At 58.7% G+C, this 23,506-nt stretch carries 20 protein-coding genes and 1 pseudogene; 9 read left to right on the top strand and 12 right to left on the bottom strand.

Annotated elements, in window-relative coordinates; genetic code table 11:
• The first annotated feature begins 153 nt into the window (after window positions 1–153).
• Both HMPREF0183_RS10740 and HMPREF0183_RS10745 read left to right on the top strand, forming a co-directional pair.
• Window positions 154–756, top strand: coding sequence for a recombinase family protein (locus HMPREF0183_RS10740; protein ID WP_005885981.1), 603 nt, complete (start codon window positions 154–156; stop codon window positions 754–756).
• Between the two features lie 198 nt (window positions 757–954).
• The gene (locus HMPREF0183_RS10745) at window positions 955–1,812 is read left to right on the top strand and encodes an endo alpha-1,4 polygalactosaminidase (protein WP_005885985.1); all 858 of its coding nucleotides are present in this window, start codon (window positions 955–957) and stop codon (window positions 1,810–1,812) included.
• A gap of 207 nt (window positions 1,813–2,019) precedes the next feature.
• On the opposite strand, the gene HMPREF0183_RS10750 is transcribed toward HMPREF0183_RS10745, so the two are convergent.
• The 4 genes from HMPREF0183_RS10750 to HMPREF0183_RS10765 form a co-directional block, all read right to left on the bottom strand.
• On the bottom strand, window positions 2,020–2,526 hold the full coding sequence (locus HMPREF0183_RS10750; RefSeq protein ID WP_005885987.1) for a hypothetical protein: 507 nt from the start codon (window positions 2,524–2,526) through the stop codon (window positions 2,020–2,022).
• A 550-nt stretch (window positions 2,527–3,076) separates the two neighbouring features.
• Complete coding sequence (locus HMPREF0183_RS10755) at window positions 3,077–5,524, bottom strand: DUF5979 domain-containing protein (protein ID WP_169309676.1); 2,448 nt, start codon at window positions 5,522–5,524, stop codon at window positions 3,077–3,079.
• Window positions 5,525–5,829: 305 nt separating this feature from the next.
• Complete coding sequence (locus HMPREF0183_RS10760; RefSeq protein ID WP_005885991.1) at window positions 5,830–6,039, bottom strand: helix-turn-helix domain-containing protein; 210 nt, start codon at window positions 6,037–6,039, stop codon at window positions 5,830–5,832.
• Between the two features lies 1 nt (window position 6,040).
• On the bottom strand, window positions 6,041–6,571 hold the full coding sequence (locus HMPREF0183_RS10765; RefSeq protein WP_005885993.1) for a DUF2975 domain-containing protein: 531 nt from the start codon (window positions 6,569–6,571) through the stop codon (window positions 6,041–6,043).
• 40 nt (window positions 6,572–6,611) lie between these two features.
• On the opposite strand from HMPREF0183_RS10765, the pseudogene HMPREF0183_RS10770 reads away from it, so the two are divergent.
• Window positions 6,612–7,706, top strand: a pseudogene (locus HMPREF0183_RS10770) (ISL3 family transposase); the annotation flags it as partial.
• A gap of 242 nt (window positions 7,707–7,948) precedes the next feature.
• The gene (locus HMPREF0183_RS13355; protein WP_342610927.1) at window positions 7,949–9,721 is read left to right on the top strand and encodes a choice-of-anchor M domain-containing protein; all 1,773 of its coding nucleotides are present in this window, start codon (window positions 7,949–7,951) and stop codon (window positions 9,719–9,721) included.
• A 174-nt stretch (window positions 9,722–9,895) separates the two neighbouring features.
• Here HMPREF0183_RS13355 and HMPREF0183_RS10780 read toward each other — a convergent pair whose 3' ends face one another.
• Window positions 9,896–11,539, bottom strand: a complete 1,644-nt coding sequence (locus HMPREF0183_RS10780; RefSeq protein WP_005886000.1) for an MDR family MFS transporter — start codon at window positions 11,537–11,539, stop codon at window positions 9,896–9,898.
• A 212-nt stretch (window positions 11,540–11,751) separates the two neighbouring features.
• Here HMPREF0183_RS10780 and HMPREF0183_RS12300 point away from each other — a divergent pair, with 212 nt between their 5' ends.
• The 3 genes from HMPREF0183_RS12300 to HMPREF0183_RS10795 all read left to right on the top strand — a co-directional run bounded on the left by HMPREF0183_RS12300 (window position 11,752) and on the right by HMPREF0183_RS10795 (window position 15,287).
• Window positions 11,752–12,372: a TetR/AcrR family transcriptional regulator gene (locus HMPREF0183_RS12300; RefSeq protein WP_050775420.1), complete on the top strand. Its 621-nt coding sequence runs from the start codon at window positions 11,752–11,754 to the stop codon at window positions 12,370–12,372.
• Window positions 12,373–12,462: 90 nt separating this feature from the next.
• Window positions 12,463–13,512, top strand: a complete 1,050-nt coding sequence (locus HMPREF0183_RS10790; protein ID WP_005886004.1) for an ankyrin repeat domain-containing protein — start codon at window positions 12,463–12,465, stop codon at window positions 13,510–13,512.
• Between the two features lie 197 nt (window positions 13,513–13,709).
• Complete coding sequence (locus tag HMPREF0183_RS10795) at window positions 13,710–15,287, top strand: MDR family MFS transporter (protein ID WP_005886008.1); 1,578 nt, start codon at window positions 13,710–13,712, stop codon at window positions 15,285–15,287.
• Window positions 15,288–15,366: 79 nt separating this feature from the next.
• On the opposite strand, the gene HMPREF0183_RS10800 is transcribed toward HMPREF0183_RS10795, so the two are convergent.
• The 3 genes from HMPREF0183_RS10800 to HMPREF0183_RS10810 all read right to left on the bottom strand — a co-directional run bounded on the left by HMPREF0183_RS10800 (window position 15,367) and on the right by HMPREF0183_RS10810 (window position 18,540).
• Window positions 15,367–16,311: an acyl-CoA thioesterase gene (locus HMPREF0183_RS10800; protein WP_005886011.1), complete on the bottom strand. Its 945-nt coding sequence runs from the start codon at window positions 16,309–16,311 to the stop codon at window positions 15,367–15,369.
• A gap of 115 nt (window positions 16,312–16,426) precedes the next feature.
• Window positions 16,427–17,047, bottom strand: coding sequence for a universal stress protein (locus HMPREF0183_RS10805; protein ID WP_005886014.1), 621 nt, complete (start codon window positions 17,045–17,047; stop codon window positions 16,427–16,429).
• 20 nt (window positions 17,048–17,067) lie between these two features.
• Entirely contained in the window at window positions 17,068–18,540 is a 1,473-nt protein-coding gene (locus tag HMPREF0183_RS10810; protein ID WP_005886016.1) for an MFS transporter, read from the bottom strand.
• Window positions 18,541–18,765: 225 nt separating this feature from the next.
• Here HMPREF0183_RS10810 and HMPREF0183_RS10815 point away from each other — a divergent pair, with 225 nt between their 5' ends.
• Window positions 18,766–19,314 carry a YceI family protein gene (locus tag HMPREF0183_RS10815; RefSeq protein ID WP_005886018.1) on the top strand — a complete coding sequence of 183 codons (549 nt, stop codon included), beginning with the start codon at window positions 18,766–18,768 and terminating at the stop codon, window positions 19,312–19,314.
• A 104-nt stretch (window positions 19,315–19,418) separates the two neighbouring features.
• On the opposite strand, the gene HMPREF0183_RS10820 is transcribed toward HMPREF0183_RS10815, so the two are convergent.
• From HMPREF0183_RS10820 to mgtE, 3 genes are all read right to left on the bottom strand, one after another.
• Entirely contained in the window at window positions 19,419–19,832 is a 414-nt protein-coding gene (locus tag HMPREF0183_RS10820) for a hypothetical protein (protein ID WP_005886021.1), read from the bottom strand.
• Window positions 19,833–19,839: 7 nt separating this feature from the next.
• Complete coding sequence (locus HMPREF0183_RS10825) at window positions 19,840–20,880, bottom strand: threonine aldolase family protein (protein WP_005886023.1); 1,041 nt, start codon at window positions 20,878–20,880, stop codon at window positions 19,840–19,842.
• A 67-nt stretch (window positions 20,881–20,947) separates the two neighbouring features.
• Window positions 20,948–22,312, bottom strand: a complete 1,365-nt coding sequence (gene mgtE, locus HMPREF0183_RS10830; RefSeq protein WP_005886025.1) for a magnesium transporter — start codon at window positions 22,310–22,312, stop codon at window positions 20,948–20,950.
• A gap of 175 nt (window positions 22,313–22,487) precedes the next feature.
• Here mgtE and HMPREF0183_RS10835 point away from each other — a divergent pair, with 175 nt between their 5' ends.
• Window positions 22,488–22,649 carry a hypothetical protein gene (locus HMPREF0183_RS10835; RefSeq protein ID WP_040349055.1) on the top strand — a complete coding sequence of 54 codons (162 nt, stop codon included), beginning with the start codon at window positions 22,488–22,490 and terminating at the stop codon, window positions 22,647–22,649.
• Window positions 22,650–22,738: 89 nt separating this feature from the next.
• Here HMPREF0183_RS10835 and HMPREF0183_RS10840 read toward each other — a convergent pair whose 3' ends face one another.
• A complete protein-coding gene (locus HMPREF0183_RS10840; RefSeq protein ID WP_005886029.1) occupies window positions 22,739–23,500 on the bottom strand; it encodes an SDR family NAD(P)-dependent oxidoreductase in 762 nt (253 codons plus the stop codon).
• Between the last annotated feature and the right edge of the window lie 6 nt (window positions 23,501–23,506).

Genomic DNA, 23,506 nt, shown 5'->3' on the forward strand with positions numbered 1-23,506 from the left:
TTAAACCTTTAGCTTTATAAGACACTCCAATCGAAGGACCACCACTGCCATGACAGCCCGAGATGACGGGGCGAGAAACGTCTCGATAACCCGTCTCGCTGAAAATTGTCTTACCCCCGTGACTTTTTGGGGTTTGTGAGTCATTCTGGAAGCATGAGGCTTCTGGGATACACGCGAGTCAGTACCGCTGGACAAGATGCCCAACTCCAACTCGATGCACTCCTTGACGCAGGGGTTCAGAAACGCGATGTGTTTTCAGACGTGACGTCCGGAAGCAAAGTAGCGAAACAGCGACCGGGAATGAAACGGCTCCTCGACTACGCCGAAGACGGCGACACCGTCGTTGTGTGGCGCATCGACCGACTTGGCCGATCACTCCTCGACGTGCTGGCAACTGTGAACCATCTCCGCGACCGCGGAGTGAAAGTCCGTTCCGTCTCAGACAACATCGACCCTGAGACCTCGTCGGGACGCATGATGCTGGGAATGCTCGCCACCCTGGCCGAGTATGAACGTGAACTCATCACTGAACGCGTCAACGCCGGCATCGCGGCAGCTAAGCAGAACGGCACCAAGTTCGGACGGCCGCCAGTAGACCCGGACGAGATCGCTCAGAAGCTCGAGATCGCCGAAGACGCCCGCGCCAAAGGGCGCACCGCTGAAGACGCAGCACGCTTGGTGGGCTGGTCGCGAGCAACCTTGTATCGACACCGTCAGGCCGCCGGCACTGACGACACGTTGGCCGAACCGGTGTGAGATGGACGGGCCGGAGAAGTGGCGAATACTTCGACTCCACGTCGAAGACGACATTCCTCTGACAACCATGGCCCACGACACCGGCCTTGGCTTCCGGACCCTGCAACGCTGGCACGCAGGGATGTCATATCACCGCCATTTATCGCTGAAGCTCACATACTAAGGTTCGACTAGCCTTGAAGAAAGGAAACACAGAAAGTGGCGCGACGAGCAACTCTCCCGATCCTCATTTTTCTCTTGATGACGTCCGGGTGTAGTGAGAACTCCGGCGTTGATGTTCACTCCGACTCCCCGGAAATCTCCGTCGGCGCGACTAGCGCCCACAGCCTCCCGCCTATCACCGGTGTCTTCGACTATCAGCTTGGCGGCGCGTATTCGTTGCCAACCCCGATTGATGTGGTCGTGCGAGATGCGTCCGCCGAACCTTTAAGCGATGCCTACAGTGTCTGTTATGTCAACGGCTTCCAAACACAGCCCGATGATGCCGCAATGTGGAAAGAACATGCTGATCTTCTTCTCCACAACAAGCACGGGGACTTGGTCACTGATCCCGATTGGGACGACGAGTACATTCTCGACCCCTCTACTCCAGACCAGCGTGCGGACATATTGAAGATCATCTCTCCGATCATCACAGGCTGCGCGAATGCCGGATATGACGCTGTCGAGATCGATAATCTCGACTCGTTTGACCGGTTCGCTCAAATCGAACAGAACGCCGCGATGACACTTGCATCAGCTTATGTCGAGATCGCGCACGATGCAGGGCTCGCGATAGCCCAGAAAAACGCCGCTGAGATCGCGAGATCGGCACACGAGGACCTCGGCTTCGACTTCGCAGTCACCGAGGAATGCGGCAGCTATGACGAATGCGACGCGTATACGAGCGTCTATGGCCCTCACGTCCTGGAGATCGAATATCCAGATAGCCTCGAAGAAGCTGGGATGACGTTTGCCGATGTCTGCGCTCTTCCGGACCGGGCACCACTGACGATACTCAGGGACCGTGCCCTAGTTGCCCGCGGCGCTAAAGGCTATCGCCTGGAATCATGTTGACCCAGACCTAATATGCGCGTCAGAGACTGATCAGATGGTGCGCAGTGCTTCTGGCATATTTCACCGCGAGAACGACGCACTGTGGATACCGATCGCAGGCGGACCACCTCAAGCGAGGTCCACCCTTTCGACAAGATGATGGTTGGGCCCAAATACTATTTGAGGGCCCAACCATCATGGTATTGCCTGGGATGCGTCTGACAGTACTCAGAGGCCGCCGTTGATCTTGATGAGATTGTCGTCGGCACGTTCGATATTGCCGTAGGTTCCCCAGTTCAACCATCCGCCGTCGCCGTTGTTGACGACCTGGCCGGGCCCGCTAAACCAATAGATGACATAGTTCCCGCCTTTGATGTCGATGTTCTTAGCATCGGCGATTTCTCCGGAGACCTGAATGTCTTGGTTCTTATTGACCACGGCCACCGACATGCGATCCGGATTGTCCTTGCTGTAGTAACCGACTTCCGTGGCGGCTTTGACAGCGCCAGAGCGATCGTCTTGGTCATTGACTGCAGCGACAATGGAGTCCACGATAGCGACCGGGTCAAAGTTGACATTGACGTTACCTGAACCTGAGTACGATGAAGAAGAACTGGCTGGCTTCTCATCGGCAGCTGCTGCGGGATTCGCGGCGGCAATACCGATACCAGCAAAGGCAACACCAGCGATAGCTGTAGTGGCGAGTGCGCGGTGGATGTGATTCTTCTTGGTCATTTCTGATGGCCTTTCATTGGGCTTCCCGTCAGGGAATTGCTTACTGTCTGGCTTATTCCTGCATCGACACTTTTCGGCATGTCGAGTACATTCAGCAAATCTGACGTGTCTGCTCTACGCAAGGCTTGGTGAAAGGTTTTGAGTTTTTGTTCAGGGAAAGTAGAAGTTTCCCCAAGCCGAGGAATCCGAAGGGCTTGACATCGAAAATCGCTTGTTTGCAGTCATCGTTAAGGCGTGGCGTGAGAACTTTACTGATAGTTTTCTGTGAGCCTGTGGAGTCAAAAATGGGCGAGTAGTCCCTTTGCGTTTTGTCCAATGCCTCCGGCGTCTTGCCAATCTGGCAGGCGCAAGACAGAGGGTTGGCGCGGCCGATGATCTCGAGAGGCAATACCGGCCACTGCGTGCGCGTTCTGTAGGAGCTACAACAATAGCCACGCCCCGAGTAGCTTCATCAAGAAGCACTCAGGACGTGGCTAGAGTTTCCGTTCAGACCATCAACCGTCGAGCCAAAACACCTCAGGTAGAGGAATGGCTCTGCGTTGAAGAACGATCAGTTCAAACGCTTGCGCTTCATAGCGAGAACGAGAGCCGAGCCTCCAACAAGAAGCGCGAGACCTGCTCCGAGAACGCCCCAGGCAGCTCCACCGGTCCGCGGCAGATTGTCACCGCTGTCCTTCGGCGGCTGAGTGCTTCCGGGCGTCGACGGTGCCGGAGAACTCGGGGTACTCGGCGGGGTCGACGGTGTTTCTTCCTTTGGCTTGTCGATCGTGTTGGTGAGAACAACGCTGACATCCGCAGAATCGGTGAGGGCGAAATCATTGTCCGAGAACTTGTGTCCCGTCCATGATCCGCCTTCAACAGCCTCTGGCGTCTTTTCCTCGAGATGGATCTTCGCGTTCACCGGAAGCTGTGGAGATTCAACTGCCGAGCCATCAGCACGAAGGTCCAGAGTTCCCTGACCCGCGTCGTAACCTGGACCCGCCGGGTAGGAGTACTCGACGGTGAAAACGGCATTGTCATCGACGAGTTCCTTACCGGATCCGTCAAGCTGCTTCTTGAGAGAGAACGCAGCAGTGCGGAGATGAACCGGATTATCCAAGTTGATGGCAACGGTGTTGTCCTTGAGAACCGTGAACTCCGAATGGTCGAATACAGGTTCGCCCCATTCTGCGCCGTCGGGATCTTCGGCGGTGACCTCTGTCAGTGTGACTTTCGCGCCCGCTGGCAGATTGTCGACCTTGGCAGTGTCGCCTGCCTTGACCTCGACGGTGCCCTCACCGGCTTTGATTCCGAGTGAATCATCGGCTGGGTAGGAGTATTTGACCGTGAACACGGTGCCTTCTGGCACAGTGTCGACCCCGTCGCCGCTGAGCGACTTGGTGACTGAGAACGCACCGACGTTATCGGTGATCGGATTGGTCACAGTGACGGCAGTAGCATCAGTCCCGTCGGCGCTGATAGTCAGTGTATTCGGGCTGATCTGCGGTTCACCCCAGGTAGCTCCAGGAATTTCGGCAGGGGCCTCTTCCGACAATGTCAGTTCAGCACCCACGGGGAGAGCGTCGCTTTCCACCGTCTCGCCACTGGCGGGGAGTTCGAGCTTCCCGGACCCAGCTTCGAAACCATCACCCGCAGGATAGGAGTAGTTCAGGGTGAACGTTGTCGAATCATCGACACGATGCTTGCCCGTGCCTTCGATAGCCTTCTTGGCTGAGAATTTGCCCTTCTGCAGGTTCGCCGTATTAGTCAGGTCCACTGCGGTGGCTGTTCCGCCGACAAGCGTGAAATCGTTCTTAGAGAACTTGGGCTTTTCCCACTTCACTGACGCTGAGTCGGCAGGTTTCACCTCGTCGAGGTGGACTGTTGAGTCCTTGGGGAACTCGGGGCTCTTGACAGTCTCTCCACCTTTGACAGTGAGGGTTCCCGTCTTCTTCTCGCCATTAGGCTGCGTCACCGTGTAGTTGACGGTGAAAGCCTGATCGGCAGCGATTTTCGCATCGCCTGCGATCTTCTTGGTGATATCGAAACGGCCAACGTTGGTACCGATACCGGTTCCGCCGCCTCCGGTGCGCTTGACGGTCACGACTTCAGTGGTACGAGTAGTGGTGCCCACTGTGACCTTCGCCTGGTTCGTGTACTCACCCGAAGCTCCGGAGTCGGTGGTATCTGCCGGAATGTTGATTCGGTAATAGGCGCCCTTTTCAGCCGTCCAGGAGACCTTCGCACCGTCGTTCTCTACAGTGAAATCGCTCTTGGGGAGATCTTTGGTGTAATGCGGGGTCTGCTTGCCATCGCCTGCATCGTAAATCTCGGTGGCTTTCTGGACTTTGATCTTGTCGGCGTCAATTCTCTGGTTCGGGCCGATGATGTCGTCGACAACGATCTGTTCGCCACCGGCCATACCCTCCTTAGGTGCCTCGATGTCAATCCACCAGCTGACGAACTCACCGTCGTTATGGTAGTAACCGAACTTCCGCGAGTCCTGCCCCGTGAAATCACAGCCTACGGTGCACTTGCGTGGTGTGACATCGATGCCAGGCATCTTGCCTTCTACGTTGTCGAAAGTGAACTCTTTATGCTCAATCTCTTCCACATCGACTTTGACAGTGACCCAGAAGTTGAAAGTACCCTTGAGCCCGATTGGGTTCTTCTTGATGTAGTCATCACTGATCGTGCACGTCAGCTCAGTAGCAGTCGCTTTGCATTGACCCACGATCTCGCCGCTGCCGTCACTGGACGTGAGGTTGAAGCTGTCGACGTTGCCCTGGAGTTCTTCCGGAAGGGCGAGGGTGAATCCTGCAGGCGTACCCGGATTGTCAGGCAGCGACCACTCACCGGAGAGCTCGGCCTTCTTGTTCTCTTCGACGCTCTCTTTCACGAAGTGCAAGTTGGACACTGTGGCCTCTGTAGCGAATGAGTCCGCAGCTTGAGCTGCAGTCACACCCATTCCCGTCACCATAAACATCGCGCACGTCAACGCGATTACTTTCGATATCAAATGCATACAGCACCTTCCACTTCTTCGGCTACCGGGCGGTAGCTGTTGTTTCTAGTCACATGTAGTCTGGCATGAGTACAGCTTCTTCGGAAGTTCTGTTCAGGAGACGTAGAACATAAACGGTGTGAGTCTCCACTCAATCGCGAGGCGCACGCACCCTGCGTCAGCACTCCCCTTAAACGATTCGACACTCCGCCAACGCTGAACCGTTCACCCTCAACAGGGGATCCGTGGCGAGGAAACCGGCAGAGATTCAGCGTTACCCTAGGCCTCCCTGCCCAAGCGTTCCCACTCAGTGTGTGCTGTCAGCTATCGGGTGAGTGTTTGAGGACATCGCCGGGCTCGCAGTCGAGCACTCTGCAAATAGCATCGAGAGTCTCGAAACGCACAGCTTTGGCGCGGCCATTCTTGAGTACCGCAACATTGGCGGGAGTAATTCCGATCGCGGCCGCGAAGTCCCCTACAGACATGCCACGTTCTGCGAGGAGAACATCAATCTTCACATCAATGGCCATCTCAGATGACCTGCTTCAGTTCGGAATGGATGCCGGTAGCACGTTTTATAAGGTCGCGAAGCACAACGAGGACCAAGCTGGCAGTAACGCAGGCAGCAGCGCCCGCGGCACCGAAGATAAGGAGCGCATTGGACGTGCTGTCATCTGCATCGTCAGGGAATGCGCCGGTAGGCAGTTCGGGCGATACGAGGTCGACAAAAGTAGCGAAAAAACACACCACCGCGGCGGCAAGGCACGCCCCGATGAGGACGTTCATCCAGATAATGGAAGCACGAGAAAAGACCTTGTCCCCCCAGCACTGAAGCGAAAGCATCGCCGTGGCGACGAGCACCGCTTCGAAGCAGGCGATCCCGATGATGCCAATGAACGTCAACCCGGTATATGCGCGTGCGATGACAGGATCAAACTGAGCCTCGGCGGCGAGAGACCCTGGCACGATGACGATCTGCGCGAATAGGCATACGAGAAACCCCAAAGCCAAGAATGAGATAAGAGTGACGATGAGCGTGTGACGCACAAATAAAGAATTCATGTATCGATTATCATTAGCTATCTATCGTTTGTCAATCGATTGGCGGCCCACGATCTTAATGGTCACCATCCGCCGCTACCGATGCACCGGCTGCGGGCACGTGTGGCGCCAGAACACCAGCCGTGCGGCTGAGCCGCGGGCGAAGCTCTCACGTCGTGGGCTGCGGTAGGCACTCGAAGCAATCGTGGTCACCCACCTCACCGTGGCACGGGTCGCTGAGGGCCTCGGGGTTGCGTGGGACACCGCGAATGACGCTGTCCTGGCCGAAGGCAGACGGGTCCTGATCGACGATGCGGCCCGTTTCGACGGCGTGAAGGATGTTGGCGTCGACGGGCAAGTGTGGCGCCACACTAGGCGTGGGGACAAGTTCGTCACCGTGATCATCGATCTCACTCCAGTCCGTGACGGCACCGGCTTGGCCCGGCTGATCGACATAGTCGAAGGACGCTCCAAACAGGCGTTCAAGACCTGGCTCGCCGCCAGACCTCAAGCCTGGCGCGGTCGTGTTGAGGTGGTCGCGATGGACGGGTTCACCGGGTTCAAGACCGCGACCGCCGAGGAACTGCCCGACGCGGTGACGGTCATGGACCCGTTATGTGGTCCGGCTGGCCGGCGATGCTCTCGACCGGTGCCGACGCCGAGTGCAACTCGCGATCCTCGGCCGCCGCGGGCTCAAGGGTGATCGGCTCTACTCCGACCGCTGGACCCTCCACTCCGGTGCCGGGGCTCCTCACCGACAATCAGTCCGCCCGACTCACCGCCCTGTTCACCACCGATGACCACGTCGAGGCCACTTGGGGCATCTACCAGCGCATGATCGCCGCCTACCGTCACGAGGAGCAGCGCCGTGGTCGCGAACTGACGGTGAAGTTGATCGAGTTCGTCAGTCACGGTGTCCCCGCCGTGCTGGTCGAGGTCATGAGCATGGGGCGGACGCTGGCCAAACGCGCCGACGACATCGTCGCGTTCTTCGACCGGCCCGGCACTTCCAACGGACCCACTGAGGTTCTGAACGGACGGCTTGAGCATCTACGCGGCTCGGCCCTGGGGTTCTGCAACCTGACCAAACTACATCGCCAGGAGCCTCCTGGAGGCCGGAGGCTTCGAACCACAACTACACCTTGGAATGGGATGAGCCATGAAAAACTCGGCGACGTAAAGACCGCCTACGACAAGGCCGCAGGCGTCACCGGACCTTCCGCTCCGAGCTTCACCATCGCCCCACATGCCGGTAGCGAAAAGGACGGCGACAAGAACCTCACCGACCTCACCTTCAACGCCGGTAACGACGCCGCTGAAGGCACTGTTGTGTTCTACATCGACGGCTACCACCTCGCTGAAGTTCCCGTCAAAGGTGGCAAGGCTACGTGGAGCGAAATGATTGGCTCCAACACCTCGGCATTTCAGGCCGTGTTTGTGCCCACCAAGGGGGCAGCACGCTGGGTCAGCGCGCCTCTGACTTCAAGCACCGGGCAAAAGGCGGTGACCACACAGGCTGCAGGGCAGTTCCCTATGGAAACCCCCGACGCACCTGCCGGTGACTTCTCCACAGGCGAAGTGCAGGTCAGCTCGCGTGACGTGTCTGTTAACGCCCACACGCAAGGTGACGGCAACCTCGCCACAATCGACACGAAACCCGCCGATGATTCGCTCATCTACAACGTGACCGGTGGCTTTTACGAAGAAGGCTACGACGAGCCAACGTGTTCGGTTGATGTCGTAAGTGGTCCTGGGCGTCGCAGCCTCCAGGTAGATCGCGAATACTGCAAGGGCGACCAGTACACGCTACGGCTGACACTGGAGCCACAGCCACGCGCCAGAATAGGTAACACGGAAACCATTGACCTTGGGCAGGTAGCTGGTGCGGGCAAGGTGGTGCAGACCCAGTTCTCTGATGGTGGCACTACCACCACCCCAGACCCAGGTGAGGGTAACGAAACTCCTAACCCAGGCGAGGGCAACGAAACACCCAACCCGGATGACGGGAACGACAGTTCCGACGGTGGTCTTTTGAACACGCCTGTCACTATCAACAAAGGGCACGTGGACTTGCGCGCTATGGACGTCAACGGCGAGTTTTCAGTGGCGCTTGGCGACGATTCGCGTCAGCACGCCCCGGAGTCCGTGACCCGCACGATCGACTCAACGACCCTGGAAGTGACGAAACTTGCGAAAGTGAAGCGTGAAGGTGACGTGCTTGCCGACCCAAGCTACGACGTGCTTGGTTCCAAAGGCACTGAGTTCTACATTCTTCCGCAGGCTCAACAGTCAGGTCGCGTGTGGCCAGGTTTCTCAAGCGAAACCTTGGACCGAGAGAAGTACCCTGAGGGCGCGACGATGACGCTCACCCCAGTGAGCGTGCCTGAGGGCGGCAAGTGGTTTGCTTACACAGAAAACCTTGGCGCCATTCAGACCATGTACGCGTCGAGCGACAAGGCTTCTGACATTCCACTCCCACCCGGCACGCACATGCACACCGCATGGGCATTCACCAAGCCTGGAACGTACACGATCGATGTGACGGCGCGCGCTAAGCAGGCGACCGGTGGTGCGCGAAGCGCGGGTGGCGACGTGACTGCGAAGACCCAACGCCTCACGTTCGTCGTAGACCACAAGTCTGGTGGGGATGACGGTGGCGGTTCGACCCCTCCGACGGAAGCGCCTGGCGAGGAGCCTACGCAGGCCCCCACTCAGGCTCCGGGTGAAGAGCCTACGCAGGCACCGTCGGAAGCACCTGGTGAGGAGCCAGGTGAAGAACCCGGCGAGCAGCCGTCACAGGAGCCGGGCGAGGAGTCTACGCAGGCGCCTGGTGAGGAACCTGGTAAGGATCCTTCGCAGGAACCACATGATCCGGCCAAGCCTGGTGAGTCGGATACTGACGACAGCGGTACGCCTGATGACAATCAGACTGAAGCCCCTGCCGATGTCAACGAAAGCGGTTCGGACAACGGTGCGGGCAACACCTCTGGCGGTTCAAGTGACAACACTTCGAACGGCTCGAACGGAACCGGGTCAAACGGCTCCGGCTCGAACAACGGCAGCTTCCTGCCACGTACGGGTGCTTCGGTCCTGCCGATCGGCCTGACTGCGGGCTTGCTCGTTGTCACTGGTGCTGCGCTCCTTGCAGCTACACGCCGTCGCAACAACTAAGTCCGGCGCAAGAAAGGCCCGCGCTTCCCTTTAACGCGCTCCCGCCAGGTGTTCTGAGAAAATCAGTTCATACTGGCAGGTCGCGGTTCGGGAGGTGCGGGCGCCCCGCAACCACCTCGGGAACGGCAGGCCTGCAACCACCTCGGGAACGGCAGGCCCGGAAGACAAACGACCCTAGTGGGTGGTCCGCAGGGTCAGCTGCTTGACGAACAACGCCAGCACAAGCGCGGCCACAACAAACGGCACGCCACTAACGAACACCAAGTGCATGGCCTCGCCCATGCCCTGGTGAATGGCATCGACAATTGGCCCTGGTAAGGACTCAAGTTTCGCCGGATCCAACGCCGATCCCACTCCTGAGTCCGCACCCATCGCACTGCCCATGTCCTTGGCCCCTGCGGGCAGGTGTTCCTGAATTTTAGGCATCATCGCCGAACTCATAATCGACCCCAGCACCGCAATCCCAATCGTGGACCCAACGTTGCGGAAGAACTGCACCGCCGCGGTCGCCACCCCAAGCTCAGTGCGGTCAACCGCGTTCTGCACCACCAGCGTGTACGTCTGCATGGACATGCCCAAGCCCATACCCACAGCCGTCATCGCAAGCGTGAGATCCCACAGGTTCGACTGCCACGACAGCATCGACAACAGCACGTACCCGCCCAGCAGCATCATGGCGCCCAGAATCAAAATCACTTTGTAGTTGCCGGTCTTGGTAATCACGACGCCCATCAGGATCGACGTCACAATCATCGCCACGTTCAGCGGAATCAGAATCGCCCCCGACTGCGTAGCCGAAACACTCAACACACCCTGCGCATACACCGGGATGTAAATGATCGCCCCAAACATGGCCACCGCAATGAAGAACGATGCCAGAATCGACAACGACACCGTGGAATTGCGCAACATGCGCAACGGAATCAGCGGGTTTTCCACCCGGGTCTCAACCCATACGAACGCCGCCAGCAACACCACGGAAATAGCCCCCATGCCAAGAATCACCGGCGAGGTCCACTCGTACGTGTTTCCACCCCACGAGATCGCCAGCAATCCAATCACCAGCCCCGGCGTCAGGGTGATGATGCCCAGGTAGTCCAACTTGCCGTGCGAGCGCTGCTGAGGCACGTGCATGAACTTTGCCAGGAACACCAAGGCCACGACCCCAATGGGCAACGCCAGGTAGAACAAGTAGCGCCACCCCAGCGTGTCCGTCACCCAGCCGCCCAAGAGGGGCCCCGCGACCGAGGCGATCCCAAACGTCGCCCCCATCAACCCCTGGTATTTACCCCGCTGCCGAGGTGGGATGATGTCTCCGATGATCGTTTGGCTCAGCGGCATGAGGGTTCCCATCCCCGCGCCCTGGAGGGCGCGAGCGAACACGAGGAACCAAAAGTTAGTGGCCATCCCGGCGAGCGCTGCTCCAAGCATGAACACCACCAGGCCGCCGATGTAGAAGGGTTTGCGCCCGTACATGTCGGACAGTTTTCCCACCACCGGCACGGTTACTGCTGACATCAGCATCGCAGCCGTTGCGATCCACGAGTAGTGCTCCATGCCACCGAGCTCAGCGACGATTCGTGGCAGCGCAGGCCCCACGATGGTTTGGGAAATCGCGGCCACAAACATTCCCAGCATCAGCCCGGCGATGACGAGTTTGCCTTGACGGTCAAGCCCCGTGAACTCGCGCGGGGTTTCGGTGGAGTTGGGGTCGGTGGCTTCGGGTGCGGTGTTTTCATCGGGCAGCTCTAAGCGGGTGCGACGCGTTGCACTTTGGGTAGATTCGCCGGTGCCTGATGCGTGGGAAGGTTCGATCATGAACTCCGTCCTGAAAAACTTGCAGTCTGTGAAAGTTTGTGACGAATCGAGCTTATGCCCGCTCGGTTGAAAAGTGAAGTACTAGGGCCCAAAATTGTGACGAACGGAACGCTTGTGTTCTGTATGACGGCCCGGCTGAGTGCGCCACTGAGCTGGGGGAATGAACGCCACGCGTGAACAGATGCTTGTCTAGCATGAGTGCGAGGAACAACATGGACACTCACAAACAACCTCAGGGTGTACGCGAAAAACGCAAACGCGAATCCCGCGACGCCATGCACCGCGCGGCCCTCGAACTGGTCAGCGCGCACGGGTTGAACAACGTTACGGTTGAGCAGATAGCGGAACGCGCAGGTGTGTCCGCCCGCACCCTTTTTAACTATTGGGGCAGTAAAGAGGCCGTGGTGCTGGGAGCCGAACCCGCCTCGGACGTAGCCCTTGTCAAAGTTCTTCAGGGCCGCCCGGCAGACGAAGACGTTGCCGAATCCTTGGCAGTTGTACAGCAGGCGTACCTCGAATCCGTGACTCCAGACAGGTCAATTCGCACACTTAAGCGCAAAGTCATGCGACGGGAACCGCAGCTGGCGCAAATGTCTGTCAACTACCACAACGATGTGCAGCGCTCACTGATCGAAACCTTGGCCGGGCGTTTGGAAGCCAACTTCGACCAGGATGTTGCTTGTGACTTGGCGACTGTCGCGATCTATGACATGTTCGCGAGCGTCCGCGCGGCCTTTGCTCTGTCCATGAGCCACGACATTGATTTGTTCGAAGCGCTTACGCGCATCAACGCTTACCGTGCGGACGGGTTGCTCGCGTTTTCACGCGCATAGGTGGTGTGGGCGGTGCGGCCATGGGCGAGTCTGTCCTCTATCGCCAGCTTCATCAGCTCTTCGCTCGCCGGGCACGTGTAACATCACCGTATGGCTTACAAGCGTAAAACCCTCCCGGCGAACTTCACTGAGATCCTCGAAGGCGGGGACCTCGATGCGATGAAAGCGGTCTACGACACCTGCTTGTTGGAGGCGACCACCGGGTACTACAAGCGAACAGCGCTCGCGTTGGTTAAATCCCCGCCAGAGTTGGTGCGGTGGCTGGTCGAGCAGGGTCTTGACATCGATATTCAGGACCACTTCGGCTACACGCCGCTGGCTGCCGCCGCGAGCGACTGGGACACCCCACGTATGCAGTCACGTATGCAGCTGTTGCTGGAGCTCGGCGCCAACCCCAATCCTGAAAGCAGGCACCTACCGCTCATGATCGCGGCGCACTCGTGCCGCGTCGAAGCCGTACGTTTGCTCCTTGAGTACGGCGCCAACATCCACGCCCTCGAATGGCCACACGAGTACACCGCAGCTGATAAGGCTGTGGCTCAGTCCTACGAAGGCTACAACCTACCTTCCATACTGGAGACCCTGTCCTTCCTGCTCGACGCCGGCGCGCACCTAACCGACGAGGGCCGCCGCTTCGTCGCACAGTTCGGTAAGGAACATGCCCAGACCGCACGATTGAGGAAGGAGAACACCGACGGGACCCGAGCCGTCGACGCCGCTATGGCGGAACTGTACCGGCTCTCCGGAGTGCCGCCAGTGCAACTGATCGAACCGCACGATGGAACCAGCCGCATCGAGGTCCCTGACCTTCCGGTGCGGAAACAGTTCTCGTGGCTGTGGGATTACCTAGTGCCCATGGGTGGGCCAGCAGAGACCGTGCAGGGTGAAGTGGTGCGCATCGCGGGCAGGATCGGCGGCGAGCTGTTCAACAACGGCGGCGGGAATTGGGACGACGACTACCGGGCTATGTGCGATACCTGGTTGGACATCGTCGGAACCCACCCCACAGCCATCGCGACGTTGAGGCGGGGGCTCCTTGACGAGAATGCGATCAAGGCTATCGAGGCGGCATCCGTGCAGTACGTGATCGACCACCCTGAACCGGTGCCGAACAGTAGCGACCTCCCTTACCAGCGATGACGCGCTAATCGCAATAACCTCGTAATTGCGAAGCTACTCCTGTGGCGGGAGGTCGTTAGCAGGGACCATTGATGAAAACATGCTCAGAGTCCTCCAGCGTCCGCGCTGCTTGCGTTTTCACGCGCGTAAGTGGTGCGGGTTTCGCGCGTGTTGAGCATCACCCAGTGACCAAGTCTCCGGTGGCGTAGAGTTTGTTTGTGCTTTCGCGTCGTCAAAACAACTCATCCGGCCCTGACCGCAGTCACTCCAATAATCACTCCAACCAGGGCAGCGATGCGATCGACCCTGCCGGAATGCGTGCCATCTGGCTACTTCTCGTCGCCGCGTTCGTGTCGATCCTCAACGAAACCACGATGGCGATCGCCATTCCCACCTTGAACGAAGCCCTGGGCATCCCACCTGAACAAGGCCAGTGGCTCACCAGCGGATTCATGCTCACCATGGCAGTGGTGATCCCAACCACCGGGTTCCTCATCCAACGCTTCACCACCCGCCAAGTGTTCCTGGCCGCCGCCAGCCTCTTCGCCCTGGGAACCGCCGTATGTATGCTGTCCCACGGCTTCCTCCCGCTCCTGATCGGACGCATCATCCAAGCCTCCGGAACCGGCATCATGATGCCCCTGCTCATGACCACCATGATGGAGGTTGTGCCCTCTCACCAGCGCGGACGCATGATGGGCCGAGTCGGCATGGTCATTTCCCTGGCCCCCGCCCTGGGCCCCACCATGTCTGGCATCGTGCTGGACACCCTGGGCTGGCGCTGGCTTTTTGGCATCGTCCTGCCCATCGCTCTTGTCTCGCTGATCCTGGGCTGGCGCTGGCTCGCCAACCTGGGTGAGACCACCACCGCGCCCATCGACGTGCTCTCCGTGGGGCTGTCCGCGTTCGCGTTTGGCGGGATCGTGTTTGCGCTCAATCAGTTCGCAAAGGGCGGTTCCGCCGCCGAGGTGTCCTCACCTGAATCTGCCTCCGGTGGCTCCGGTGTGGCAGCGTTGGGCGGGTTCTTCTCCTCACCTGTTGGAACATGGACGATTCTTGGCGCCAGCCTTGTGATTTTGGTGCTGTTCGTTTTGCGTCAGCTGTCCCTGCAAAAACGCAACGGTGCACTGCTGGACCTGCGCGTGTTCTTGTCTGGCAACTTCGTGGTGTCCGTGGCCATCATGGCGATCATCGCACTTTCCATGTTCGGAACGTTCTCGTTGCTACCCCTGTACCTGCAGTCTGTTGTGGGGCTGAAAGCCACCCAGTCCGGTCTGGTGATGTTGCCCGGTTCAATTCTGATGGGTCTGCTGGGACCGGTCATGGGACGCATCTACGACGCTCGCGGGCCTAAGATCCTACTGATCCCCGGCACCATCTTCGTTGCAGGCGCCCTGCTTTCGTACTCGACCGTGGGCGCGCAAACCCCTGTGTGGTGGATCGTAACCACGCAGATCGTCATGGCGCTTGGTCTAGCCGGATCCTTCACCCCGCTGTTCTCTGCATCCCTGGGGTCCTTGCAACGGTACTTGTATTCGCACGGTTCAGCAGTGCTCAACACACTGCAACAAGTGGCCGGAGCCGCCGGGACCGCGATGCTCATTGGCGTGTACTCGGCCACGCTTCACTCGGGAACAACCGCCGGACTGACCGCTGTCCAAGCCGGTGAACCGGGAGCGCACTCTGCTTTCCGCATCGCCATGATCGCAGCGCTCGTGGCCGTTGTGCTGTCGGTTTTTGTGCGCAAACCAGAAGAAGACGAACCGCAAACCCGCACCGTCGTCGCGGACGACTAGAACTGTCAGCGCAACCGTCCCGAGGTGTCAGACACTTTGGTGCCTCACCTCGGCGACCCGAGCCCCACCTCGGCGACGGTCACCGCTTGGGTAGCGGCAGGTGGGGGAGGCGTTGGCGACGAGCAACCAGGTCCACGGCGTGAGCGTCCAACAGCCGGTCTTCTTCGCTTGTGAGTTCCAGCTGAGGCACCTCGCTGGCTTTGCCCAGTTCGTTGACGTGCACAAAAATCATGGTGCAACGTGTGGTAAGCCTGAACTTCATATCGCGTGGGTTGGCAGAACGCACACGCAAGGAAATGTGCACTGAGTGCGGGCCGGTGTGGATGATCCGCCCGTCGACTTCAACAACATCACCAATGTGAACGGGGCCGTGAAAATGCACGCCACCGGTGTACACACACACCGTGGGTTGTCCAACAAAACTGGTGGACAGAGTCTGTGCACATTCGGTCAGCCAGCGCATGACAATTCCACCGTGTGCGTTGCCACCCCAGTTCACGTCTGTCGGGTTCGCCAAGAACCGCAGGGTCAGCTTAGGCGTTGTGCCCTCATCGCTGAACGTTTGCGCGAGCGTGACGTGGTGAATGGCCTTGCGCGCTTCGATGCGTTCTAAAGCGTCTTGCGAAAGCTCTTCGTCTTCACGTGTGCGTGGGCGCCATTGGGGGATCTCCACCGGTTTGCGGTCATCGTCCATAGCCACAAACACCAGCAGGCAGTGCGTTGCTAGCGCGAACTCACCCGTGCGCGGATTGGCCGATTCCACCGTGACCAACACGTGCATGCTGGTACGCCCCGTGTAGATGATCCGGGCCGAGGCTTCCACCAACGCACCAGGCCGGATGGGCTGTGAAAAGTGCACGTTTCCCACGTATGCGGTGACACAGTAGCGCTCGCTGTACCCGGCCGCACACGCGAACCCGGCTTTGTCGATCCACTCGAGAACTCGGCCCGCCTGGATGCTTGAACCGTCTTTGGTTTCATCTGTGGGGGCGGCAAGAAACCGGAGCGTGATGCGGTCGTGCATGTGGGCATTCCTCTGACTGTGGACACGGAAGTTCCGACTATTGTGCCACGAGGAGCAACTGCACCGAGAAACGCCCGCCGATTCCGGGACGGTGCACCCGTTCCGGGACGGTGGCCTAGAGGTGACCGCCCAATCCGGGACGGCCGGCGGTGCCGGTGCCTCGCGCAATCGCCCGACCCATCGAGTCAAACGCCCGCAACCAACGACTTGGGCGGTCCCCAGAAATGGTGGGTGGCATCATCACCACTGGGCAGTCCACGTTGTACACCACCCGCGGTGCCAACAGTGGTTGGGTTACGGGGTTGCGGGGAGCGTCGAGTACCAACAAGCTGGCGTTCTTACTCACGTTGCGCAGCACCCTTGAGGTTTCGCCACGGAAAACGTGCACGTCAACCACGGACTCGGGGCCTTCTACGGCTTCTGCGCCAAGAACGGAAATCACATCGGCTTTCAGTTTCGCCACTTCTGGCTCCAAGGGCCTGCGACCGGTGGTGGGCGGTGAGGCGTACGCATTGAACCCGCCACCAGCGGTAGATGCGCGAACAGCGATCAGGCGGCCACCTCGGGCGCGGACCATATCCATTGCCCACGCCAGCGCTTTGGGCGAATTGGACGTGTCTGAAACCCCCACAACCACCACGTATTCGCGGGATTCGTCAGGGACTCCCGTGGCAGGTGGTTCCGAGGTGTCCTCTACTTCAGGTTGAACGTCATGTGAGCGAGGGTCCGTTGTCATTGTTTTCCCTTTCGTGAAACTTATTTGGGCAGGTGTGAGATCTCGTTACCATCTTCGTCGAATTCGATCAGTGGTGGTGCGATTTCTTCAAGCGACTTGCCTTCAGCGTCGACACCCCACACGGCAGCGACTGCCGCACCTATAAGCATGATTCCGGTGGCTAAGAGGTAGCCCCACATCATGGGTTCGCGTGAGGTTCCTTCACCAATGAGGACACCAAACAAGACGGGACCTAGCGAACCTGCGATTTGGGCAATCGAGAAGAAGTATGAAATTGCTTGTCCGCGTACTTCCTGGGGGAAGATTTCAGACACTGTCAGGTATCCCGCGGAGGCTCCTGCGGATGCGAAGAAGAACGATACGCACCAGAACAGTGTATGGGTGAGCGGGTTGAGCATGTCGTTGACGAACATGAGTGACGAGACCGCCAACACCACACCGGAGATGCTGTAGCACCCGGCGATCATCTTCCTGCGCCCAACTGTGTCAAAGAGGGGGCCAAGCAGAATGGGGCCTAACAGGTTTCCTAGTGCGAACGGGAAGAAGTACAGCGCGGCTTCGGAGGCTTTTAAGTCATAGAAGTTTTGCAGGACCAACGAGTACGTGAAGAAGATGGCGTTGTAGAGGAAGCTTTGCGTGATCATCAGGGTCGCGCCCAACACTGTGCGCGTGGGGTAGAGCTTGAAGAATACCCAGATGAGTTGTTTGAAGTTCAGGCCTTCAGTGCGGCGCAGCCAAATGTAGTCGTCCTTGGTGCGCTTTGGGAGTTCACGTCCTGATTCCTTGACCTCCTGCTCAATGGCTTGCACAATCTTTTCGCCTTCTTCTTCGCGGCCGTGCTTTGCCAACCAGCGGGGGCTTTCCGGAATGTGACGGCGCAGGTAGATGATTCCCAGCCCCAGGATTGGGCCCACCAGGAACGCGAGGCGCCACCCGATGTTTTGGTCGAAGTACCCTTCGTTGAGGAACACGCTGCTCACGGCGGCACCGATACCGGCACCTAGCCAGTAGGTTCCGTTAATGGCCAGGTCTACGCGCCCGCGGTGTTTTCCGGGGATGAGTTCGTCGATTGCCGAGTTGACGGCGGAGTACTCACCGCCGATTCCCATGCCGGCAAGAAACCGGAAAATGTAGAAGAACCAGGGGGCTGGGGATGCCGCACAGATCAGTGACGCCCCAAGGTAGAGGAAAAGCGTGAGCACAAACATCTTCTTGCGCCCCACCGTGTCTGTGAGCCGCCCAAATAAGAGCGCTCCCGTGACTTGGCCAAGCAAATAGATGGTCGCAGCAAACGTGACCTGCAGGGTGGTCATGTTCAGTGAGGATTCGAAACCTCCAGCTGCGACGATCTGGACTTCAACACCGTCGAGAATCCATGCGGTGCCTAGACCAACAATGACCATCCAGTGGAATCGTGACCACGGCATGTCGTGCATGCGGATGGGAATGCTGGTCTTGATTGGTTTTTCGGTTGCTGACTGCGCTGTCGACATGCGATCACCTTCTGCTAACTGCGGGGATGGGGGAGTGTTCGGTTATCTTCGTCGCGTCATCAGTCTGAGGCCTCGGGCGCGCCGAGCATTTTCCAGATATAGCACGTATCTTTCTCAATGACGTGATGAGAGACACATTCAGATTCTTCTCTATGCTCTTTCGCTTTGGCCTGAGGGTCGTTAGAATAAATAGTACAACTTTCAACTACTTAGGGGGATGTACACATGACTTCGCTACCTCAAGGACTCTCTGCAGGCACGTGGAACATTGATGGCGCTCACTCGACAATCGGATTCACTGTTCGCCACGGTGGGGTTTCCAAGACTCGCGGAAAGTTCGACGTCATCGCTGGGTCCGCGACCCTGGGCGACACGTTCGAGTCCCTGTCCGTTACCGCAACTGCAGACCCAAAAAGCATTAACACCGGAAACGAGACACGCGACGAGCACCTGAAGTCCGGTGACTTCTTCCAGACCGAAGAGCACCCAGAAATCGTGTTCAAATCCACCTCCGTGGAAGACTTCGACGGCTCAGAGTTCACGCTCAAGGGCGAGCTCACCTTGCTTGGTGTGACAAAAGAAGTCGTCTTCGACGCCGAATTCCTGGGTGCAAACGAAGACCCTAACGGCAACCAGATCACCGGTGTATCAGCAACCGCGAAGATCAACCGCAAGGACTTTGGCATGAGCTTCAGCGCCACCATGCCAGGCGGCGACCTGCTGGTCGCAGACAAGGTCAACCTGGAAATCGACGTAGAGCTTGTCAAGGCCTAAGCCAACAACGGCGTAGTTCAGCCAAGGCACACAGGTAGTGCCATACAGGTGGGTTGTAGCGACCGGTCACTCGCAGTGACGCCGCTACAACCCACTTTTTGTGGCTAATACGTTTCGATGGGGAACGTGTACAGCGACTCAAACGCTGGTGCGCTCCCGTTGGTGGTCACATAGTGGGACATGATTTGGTAGCACGTGGCCATGGAAACAACTAGACATTCAGGGCTGTCTCCAAAGCCGGTGAGCTGGTGGGGCATGGCCGCTTCAGCCATAAATCCGCTGTCCTGACGCTTGCATTGAGTGAAGTGCGATGGGTCTTGGACGTTCTCCACGGTCAGGAATTCGTCGTGCCGCAGACCCTGAATCAAATCCATGATCTGTGACGCGCTTTTGAGCTGGTAGAAGTTTCGTGTGTCAAACGTGTAGACCCACTTGTTCTCAAGCGGTTGCTCTTCCCAAGATTCGAAGCTGTGAAACATGGGCGTGGACTGGTGAATTGGCTGATTCTGTGCTGACATGATGTCCTTACCCCCGGGCAGCTACAAAAGTGCTGATCAGCTCGTCAATTGCAGAGTCTGGAGTGTCCCACGCGGTCATGAGGCGAATCCCGTTTTCCACAAACGGCCACGCATAAAAAATCACGCCCTGCGCCAGCACGCGCTCTACCACTACAGGCTCAACGCTGGCAATCACCGCGTTCGCTTGCGTCTTCACCGGCACGTCAAAACCAGCATCCATGAGGCCCTTCGCCAACTTCGCGGCCTGTGCGTTCGCGTGCTCGGCGTTGCGCAACCACAGGTCCCCATCGAACAGGGCCAGCAACTGTGCTGAAATGAAGCGCGCCTTCGACGGTAACTGCAACAACGACTTATTCAAATACTGAATCCCGGAAACCGCCTCGGGATTGCGCACCACAACCGCTTCTGCACCCAAGGCGCCATTCTTCGTCGCGCCCAGCGAGATCACGTCCGCGCCGCGAGTCAGCTCCTCCAGCCCGGCCCCCGTGGCGGCCGCCGCGCACGCAAGCCGTGCGCCGTCAAGGTGGACAGACAGGCCCGAGGTGTGGGCCACCTCGGCGATGGCCCGGAACTCCTCCACCTGGTAGACGGTGCCCAACTCAGTGGAGTTGGACACGCTGACCGAGGTCGTTTGGGCCTCGTGAATGAAATCCCGGCTGGACAGGGTGCTGGTGACGGCCTCGGGGGTGAGCTTGCCGTCAACGGCGGGTGCAGGCTTAACCTTGAGGCCGGCAGAAGACTCAGGGGCCGCGGTTTCATCGGTGTTGATGTGTGCCGACGGTGCCGCGATTACATGCCCCCACCTGGGGTTGAGAGCGGCAAGCGACACGACGTTGGCGCCCGTGCCGTTGAACACTGGGAAGATGAGGGCATTAGGCCCGAAGGTTTCGCGTGCCCACTCACGCAACCGCTGGGTGTACGGGTCCTCACCGTACCCAGGCACGTGCCCGCCCGAGGCGACACGTAGAGCCTCGAGCACCTCGGGGTGGGCTCCCGCGTAGTTATCCGACCCAAAATGAACGAGTTCGCTGTTGTGCAGTTGTTTCACGGTTTCCTCCTGGGTTGGGTCAGTGTGGGCGGGTTAGCGCGGGTTGGTGAGTACGGGCGCGACGTTACTAGTGCAGGCCCAAATTTACAGTAGCGATCGTGAAGTAAATGATGAGGCCCGTTGCGTCACAAAATGTCGAAATGAACGGGTTGGAAAAAACGGCCGGGTCGGCGCCAACTTTCTTCGCCAGGATGGGCATGAGCCCGCCCACGGACGCGGCCATCGTGCAGATACACAGCAGGGTGAGCCCAATGACGGAACCCAGCTGGAACCCGTAAATGGCGCCAGAAATCAGGAACCCCAGACTTCCCAGCACCAGTCCCAGGGAAGCGCCCACGCGGACCTCGCGCCACATCACCATCATCAGGTCACGTACACGCACCTCGCCAACGGCCAACGCGCGCGTCACCGTGGTCGCTGCCTGGTTACCAGCGTTCCCACCAGTACCCGTGAGCAGCGGGATGAACAGAGCCAGGGCAACCACCTGAGACAGGCGGTCCTCATACAGGTCAAGGACCTGCACAGTCAGGACGGCTGAAACAGCTAGCACCAACAGCCACACAATACGGCTCTTAACGATCTGCATAATGGTCGAGGACATGTAGGACCGGTCCAAAGGTTCCGAACCAGATCCGCGGGCGGCGTCCTCGGCGTCTTCCTCGTCAATAATGTCAAGAACGTCATCCATGGTCAGGATGCCCAAAAGGCGGTTCTCAGCGTCAACCACAGGCATTGCAATAAGCCGCTGATCCAAGAAGCTACGCGCCGCATCTTCACGGTCAGTCATGGCCTCAACGGACGACGGTTCACGCATCAACTCAGTGACTGGTGTATCAGGTGAAGCCCCCACCAACGTACGCAAGGACACAACGCCAGCTAGGGTGCGACCTCGGGCGAGGACGGGCAGGAGGTACACAGTTTCTGGTTCGTGAATGCGTTCCCGCACAACCTCTAAGGCGCGGCGGGCGTCCCAGTCGTCGTGGAGCGACAGGACCTCAGGTGACATGTAACGGCCGATCGCCTCACGCGGGTAGCCCAACACAATCGAGGTCTTGGTGCGTTCGTCGTGTGACAGCCCCTTCATCATGGACTTCACGACGATTGCGGGGAGTTCGCCAAAGAGTTCGGCGCGGTCGTCAGGGTCCAGACCTTCGATGATTTCGGCGACATCGGGGCCGCGGAGCGCCTGGATTAAGTCAGCCTGGTAGCTGGGCGGGAGGTTTTCGAAGACGGCAAGGGCTTCATCTTTTTTAAGCACCCGGAACAGTACGGCCGACTGCACGATGGGTCGGTTGCTGACCAGGCGCGTCAGTTCGTGGGTGGGAATCTGTTTAGCAAGACTATTAATGACATCGAGGTGCGCTGAATCAAGATGCGAGCTCGCGAGCTCATCTTCGAGCTGTTCAATTGCAGTGTGGACATCAACCGTCATGCCTGCTCCTCCCACTGGACCACATTCATCTTAAGGGCCTGTTGAGTGGGTAGGAGTGGGGGTCTGCGACGTTTTTTCATAAACATATTGCTATGCGCTTATAAGTGTGCAAGAATTGAGGCGTGAGAACAGCTCGTCCGAGCTGACATAGGTAACTGACCACATGGAGGCAGTCATGACCGCTGGAACCGAACACAAGCATGCAGAACACACCGTTGAAGACCACAAGCACGGTGAAAACTGTGGCCACGAAGCCGTTCAGCACGGTGACCACGTTGACTACGTTCACGACGGACACCGCCACGCAGAACACGAAGGTCACTACGACGAGCACTGATCTGCACTGATCTTTAGATAAAAGCTCAAGCCCGGCACGTGATGTGCCGGGCTTGAGTTTTTCGTTGGGCGTTTGCGCCGTCTGAGGCTTTACCCCGCGGACCAGCCTGCGTCACATGGAATGATTGCGCCGCTGACGTTCGAGGCCGCATCTGACAAGAGGAACACTGCCAGAGCCGAAATTTCGCTAGGCTGCGCCATGCGGGTTGCTGTCTGGTGCAGTGGCCCCATGACGGCGAGACCCGCCTGGTTGAGCTTGGAATAGTCCGTTTCGATGATGTTGGTTTCCACGCCGCCGGGCATGATCGCGTTGACGCGCACATTTTGGCGCGCGTACTGGAACGCCGTGGACTTGGTAAGTCCCACGAGCGCGTGCTTCGACGACGTGTACGCAGCTCCGGCGGCACCTCCGCGCAGGCCGGCCTCGGAGCCCATGTTCACGATCGAACCCTTACCGGCCTCCAGCAGGTGCGGAAGAACCGCGCGGGTCAACATGAACGGTGCAGTCACGTTGACGCGCATGCACAGTTCCCACGTGGCGTCGGTGGTTTCCGCGGCACCTGCGAAGTCGTCCATGACTCCGGCGTTGTTGACCAGCCCTAAAAGGGGGCCCGCCGAGGTGGCAGCAGCTACCAGCTGGTCGACGACCTCGGGCGAGGAGACGTCACCAGCGACGGCGGTTGCGTGCCCGGAGGCTCGCTGAATGAGTTCGACAGTTTCGTTAGCGGTGTCTTGGTTGAGGTCTGAAACGATGATGTGGGCGCCCGCTGCGGCGGCTTCTTGGGCGATTGCTCGCCCGATTCCGGAACCAGCGCCAGTGATGATGATTGAACGGTCGGACAGGGTTGTCATGGCTAC

The organism is Brevibacterium mcbrellneri ATCC 49030 (genome assembly GCF_000178455.1).
GTDB classification, from domain to species: domain Bacteria; phylum Actinomycetota; class Actinomycetes; order Actinomycetales; family Brevibacteriaceae; genus Brevibacterium; species Brevibacterium mcbrellneri.

Bases quoted from the DNA above. Each gene is read 5' to 3' on its own strand.
- HMPREF0183_RS10740 (WP_005885981.1), top strand. From the start codon at position 154: ATGAGGCTTCTGGGATACACGCGAGTCAGTACCGCTGGACAAGATGCC.
- HMPREF0183_RS10750 (WP_005885987.1), bottom strand. From the start codon at position 2,526: ATGACCAAGAAGAATCACATCCACCGCGCACTCGCCACTACAGCTATC.
- HMPREF0183_RS10760 (WP_005885991.1), bottom strand. From the start codon at position 6,039: ATGGCCATTGATGTGAAGATTGATGTTCTCCTCGCAGAACGTGGCATG.
- HMPREF0183_RS10765 (WP_005885993.1), bottom strand. From the start codon at position 6,571: ATGAATTCTTTATTTGTGCGTCACACGCTCATCGTCACTCTTATCTCA.
- HMPREF0183_RS13355 (WP_342610927.1), top strand. From the start codon at position 7,949: ATGATTGGCTCCAACACCTCGGCATTTCAGGCCGTGTTTGTGCCCACC.
- HMPREF0183_RS10780 (WP_005886000.1), bottom strand. From the start codon at position 11,539: ATGATCGAACCTTCCCACGCATCAGGCACCGGCGAATCTACCCAAAGT.
- HMPREF0183_RS12300 (WP_050775420.1), top strand. From the start codon at position 11,752: ATGGACACTCACAAACAACCTCAGGGTGTACGCGAAAAACGCAAACGC.
- HMPREF0183_RS10790 (WP_005886004.1), top strand. From the start codon at position 12,463: ATGGCTTACAAGCGTAAAACCCTCCCGGCGAACTTCACTGAGATCCTC.
- HMPREF0183_RS10800 (WP_005886011.1), bottom strand. From the start codon at position 16,311: ATGCACGACCGCATCACGCTCCGGTTTCTTGCCGCCCCCACAGATGAA.
- HMPREF0183_RS10805 (WP_005886014.1), bottom strand. From the start codon at position 17,047: ATGACAACGGACCCTCGCTCACATGACGTTCAACCTGAAGTAGAGGAC.
- HMPREF0183_RS10810 (WP_005886016.1), bottom strand. From the start codon at position 18,540: ATGTCGACAGCGCAGTCAGCAACCGAAAAACCAATCAAGACCAGCATT.
- HMPREF0183_RS10815 (WP_005886018.1), top strand. From the start codon at position 18,766: ATGACTTCGCTACCTCAAGGACTCTCTGCAGGCACGTGGAACATTGAT.
- HMPREF0183_RS10820 (WP_005886021.1), bottom strand. From the start codon at position 19,832: ATGTCAGCACAGAATCAGCCAATTCACCAGTCCACGCCCATGTTTCAC.
- mgtE (WP_005886025.1), bottom strand. From the start codon at position 22,312: ATGACGGTTGATGTCCACACTGCAATTGAACAGCTCGAAGATGAGCTC.
- HMPREF0183_RS10835 (WP_040349055.1), top strand. From the start codon at position 22,488: ATGACCGCTGGAACCGAACACAAGCATGCAGAACACACCGTTGAAGAC.
- HMPREF0183_RS10840 (WP_005886029.1), bottom strand. From the start codon at position 23,500: ATGACAACCCTGTCCGACCGTTCAATCATCATCACTGGCGCTGGTTCC.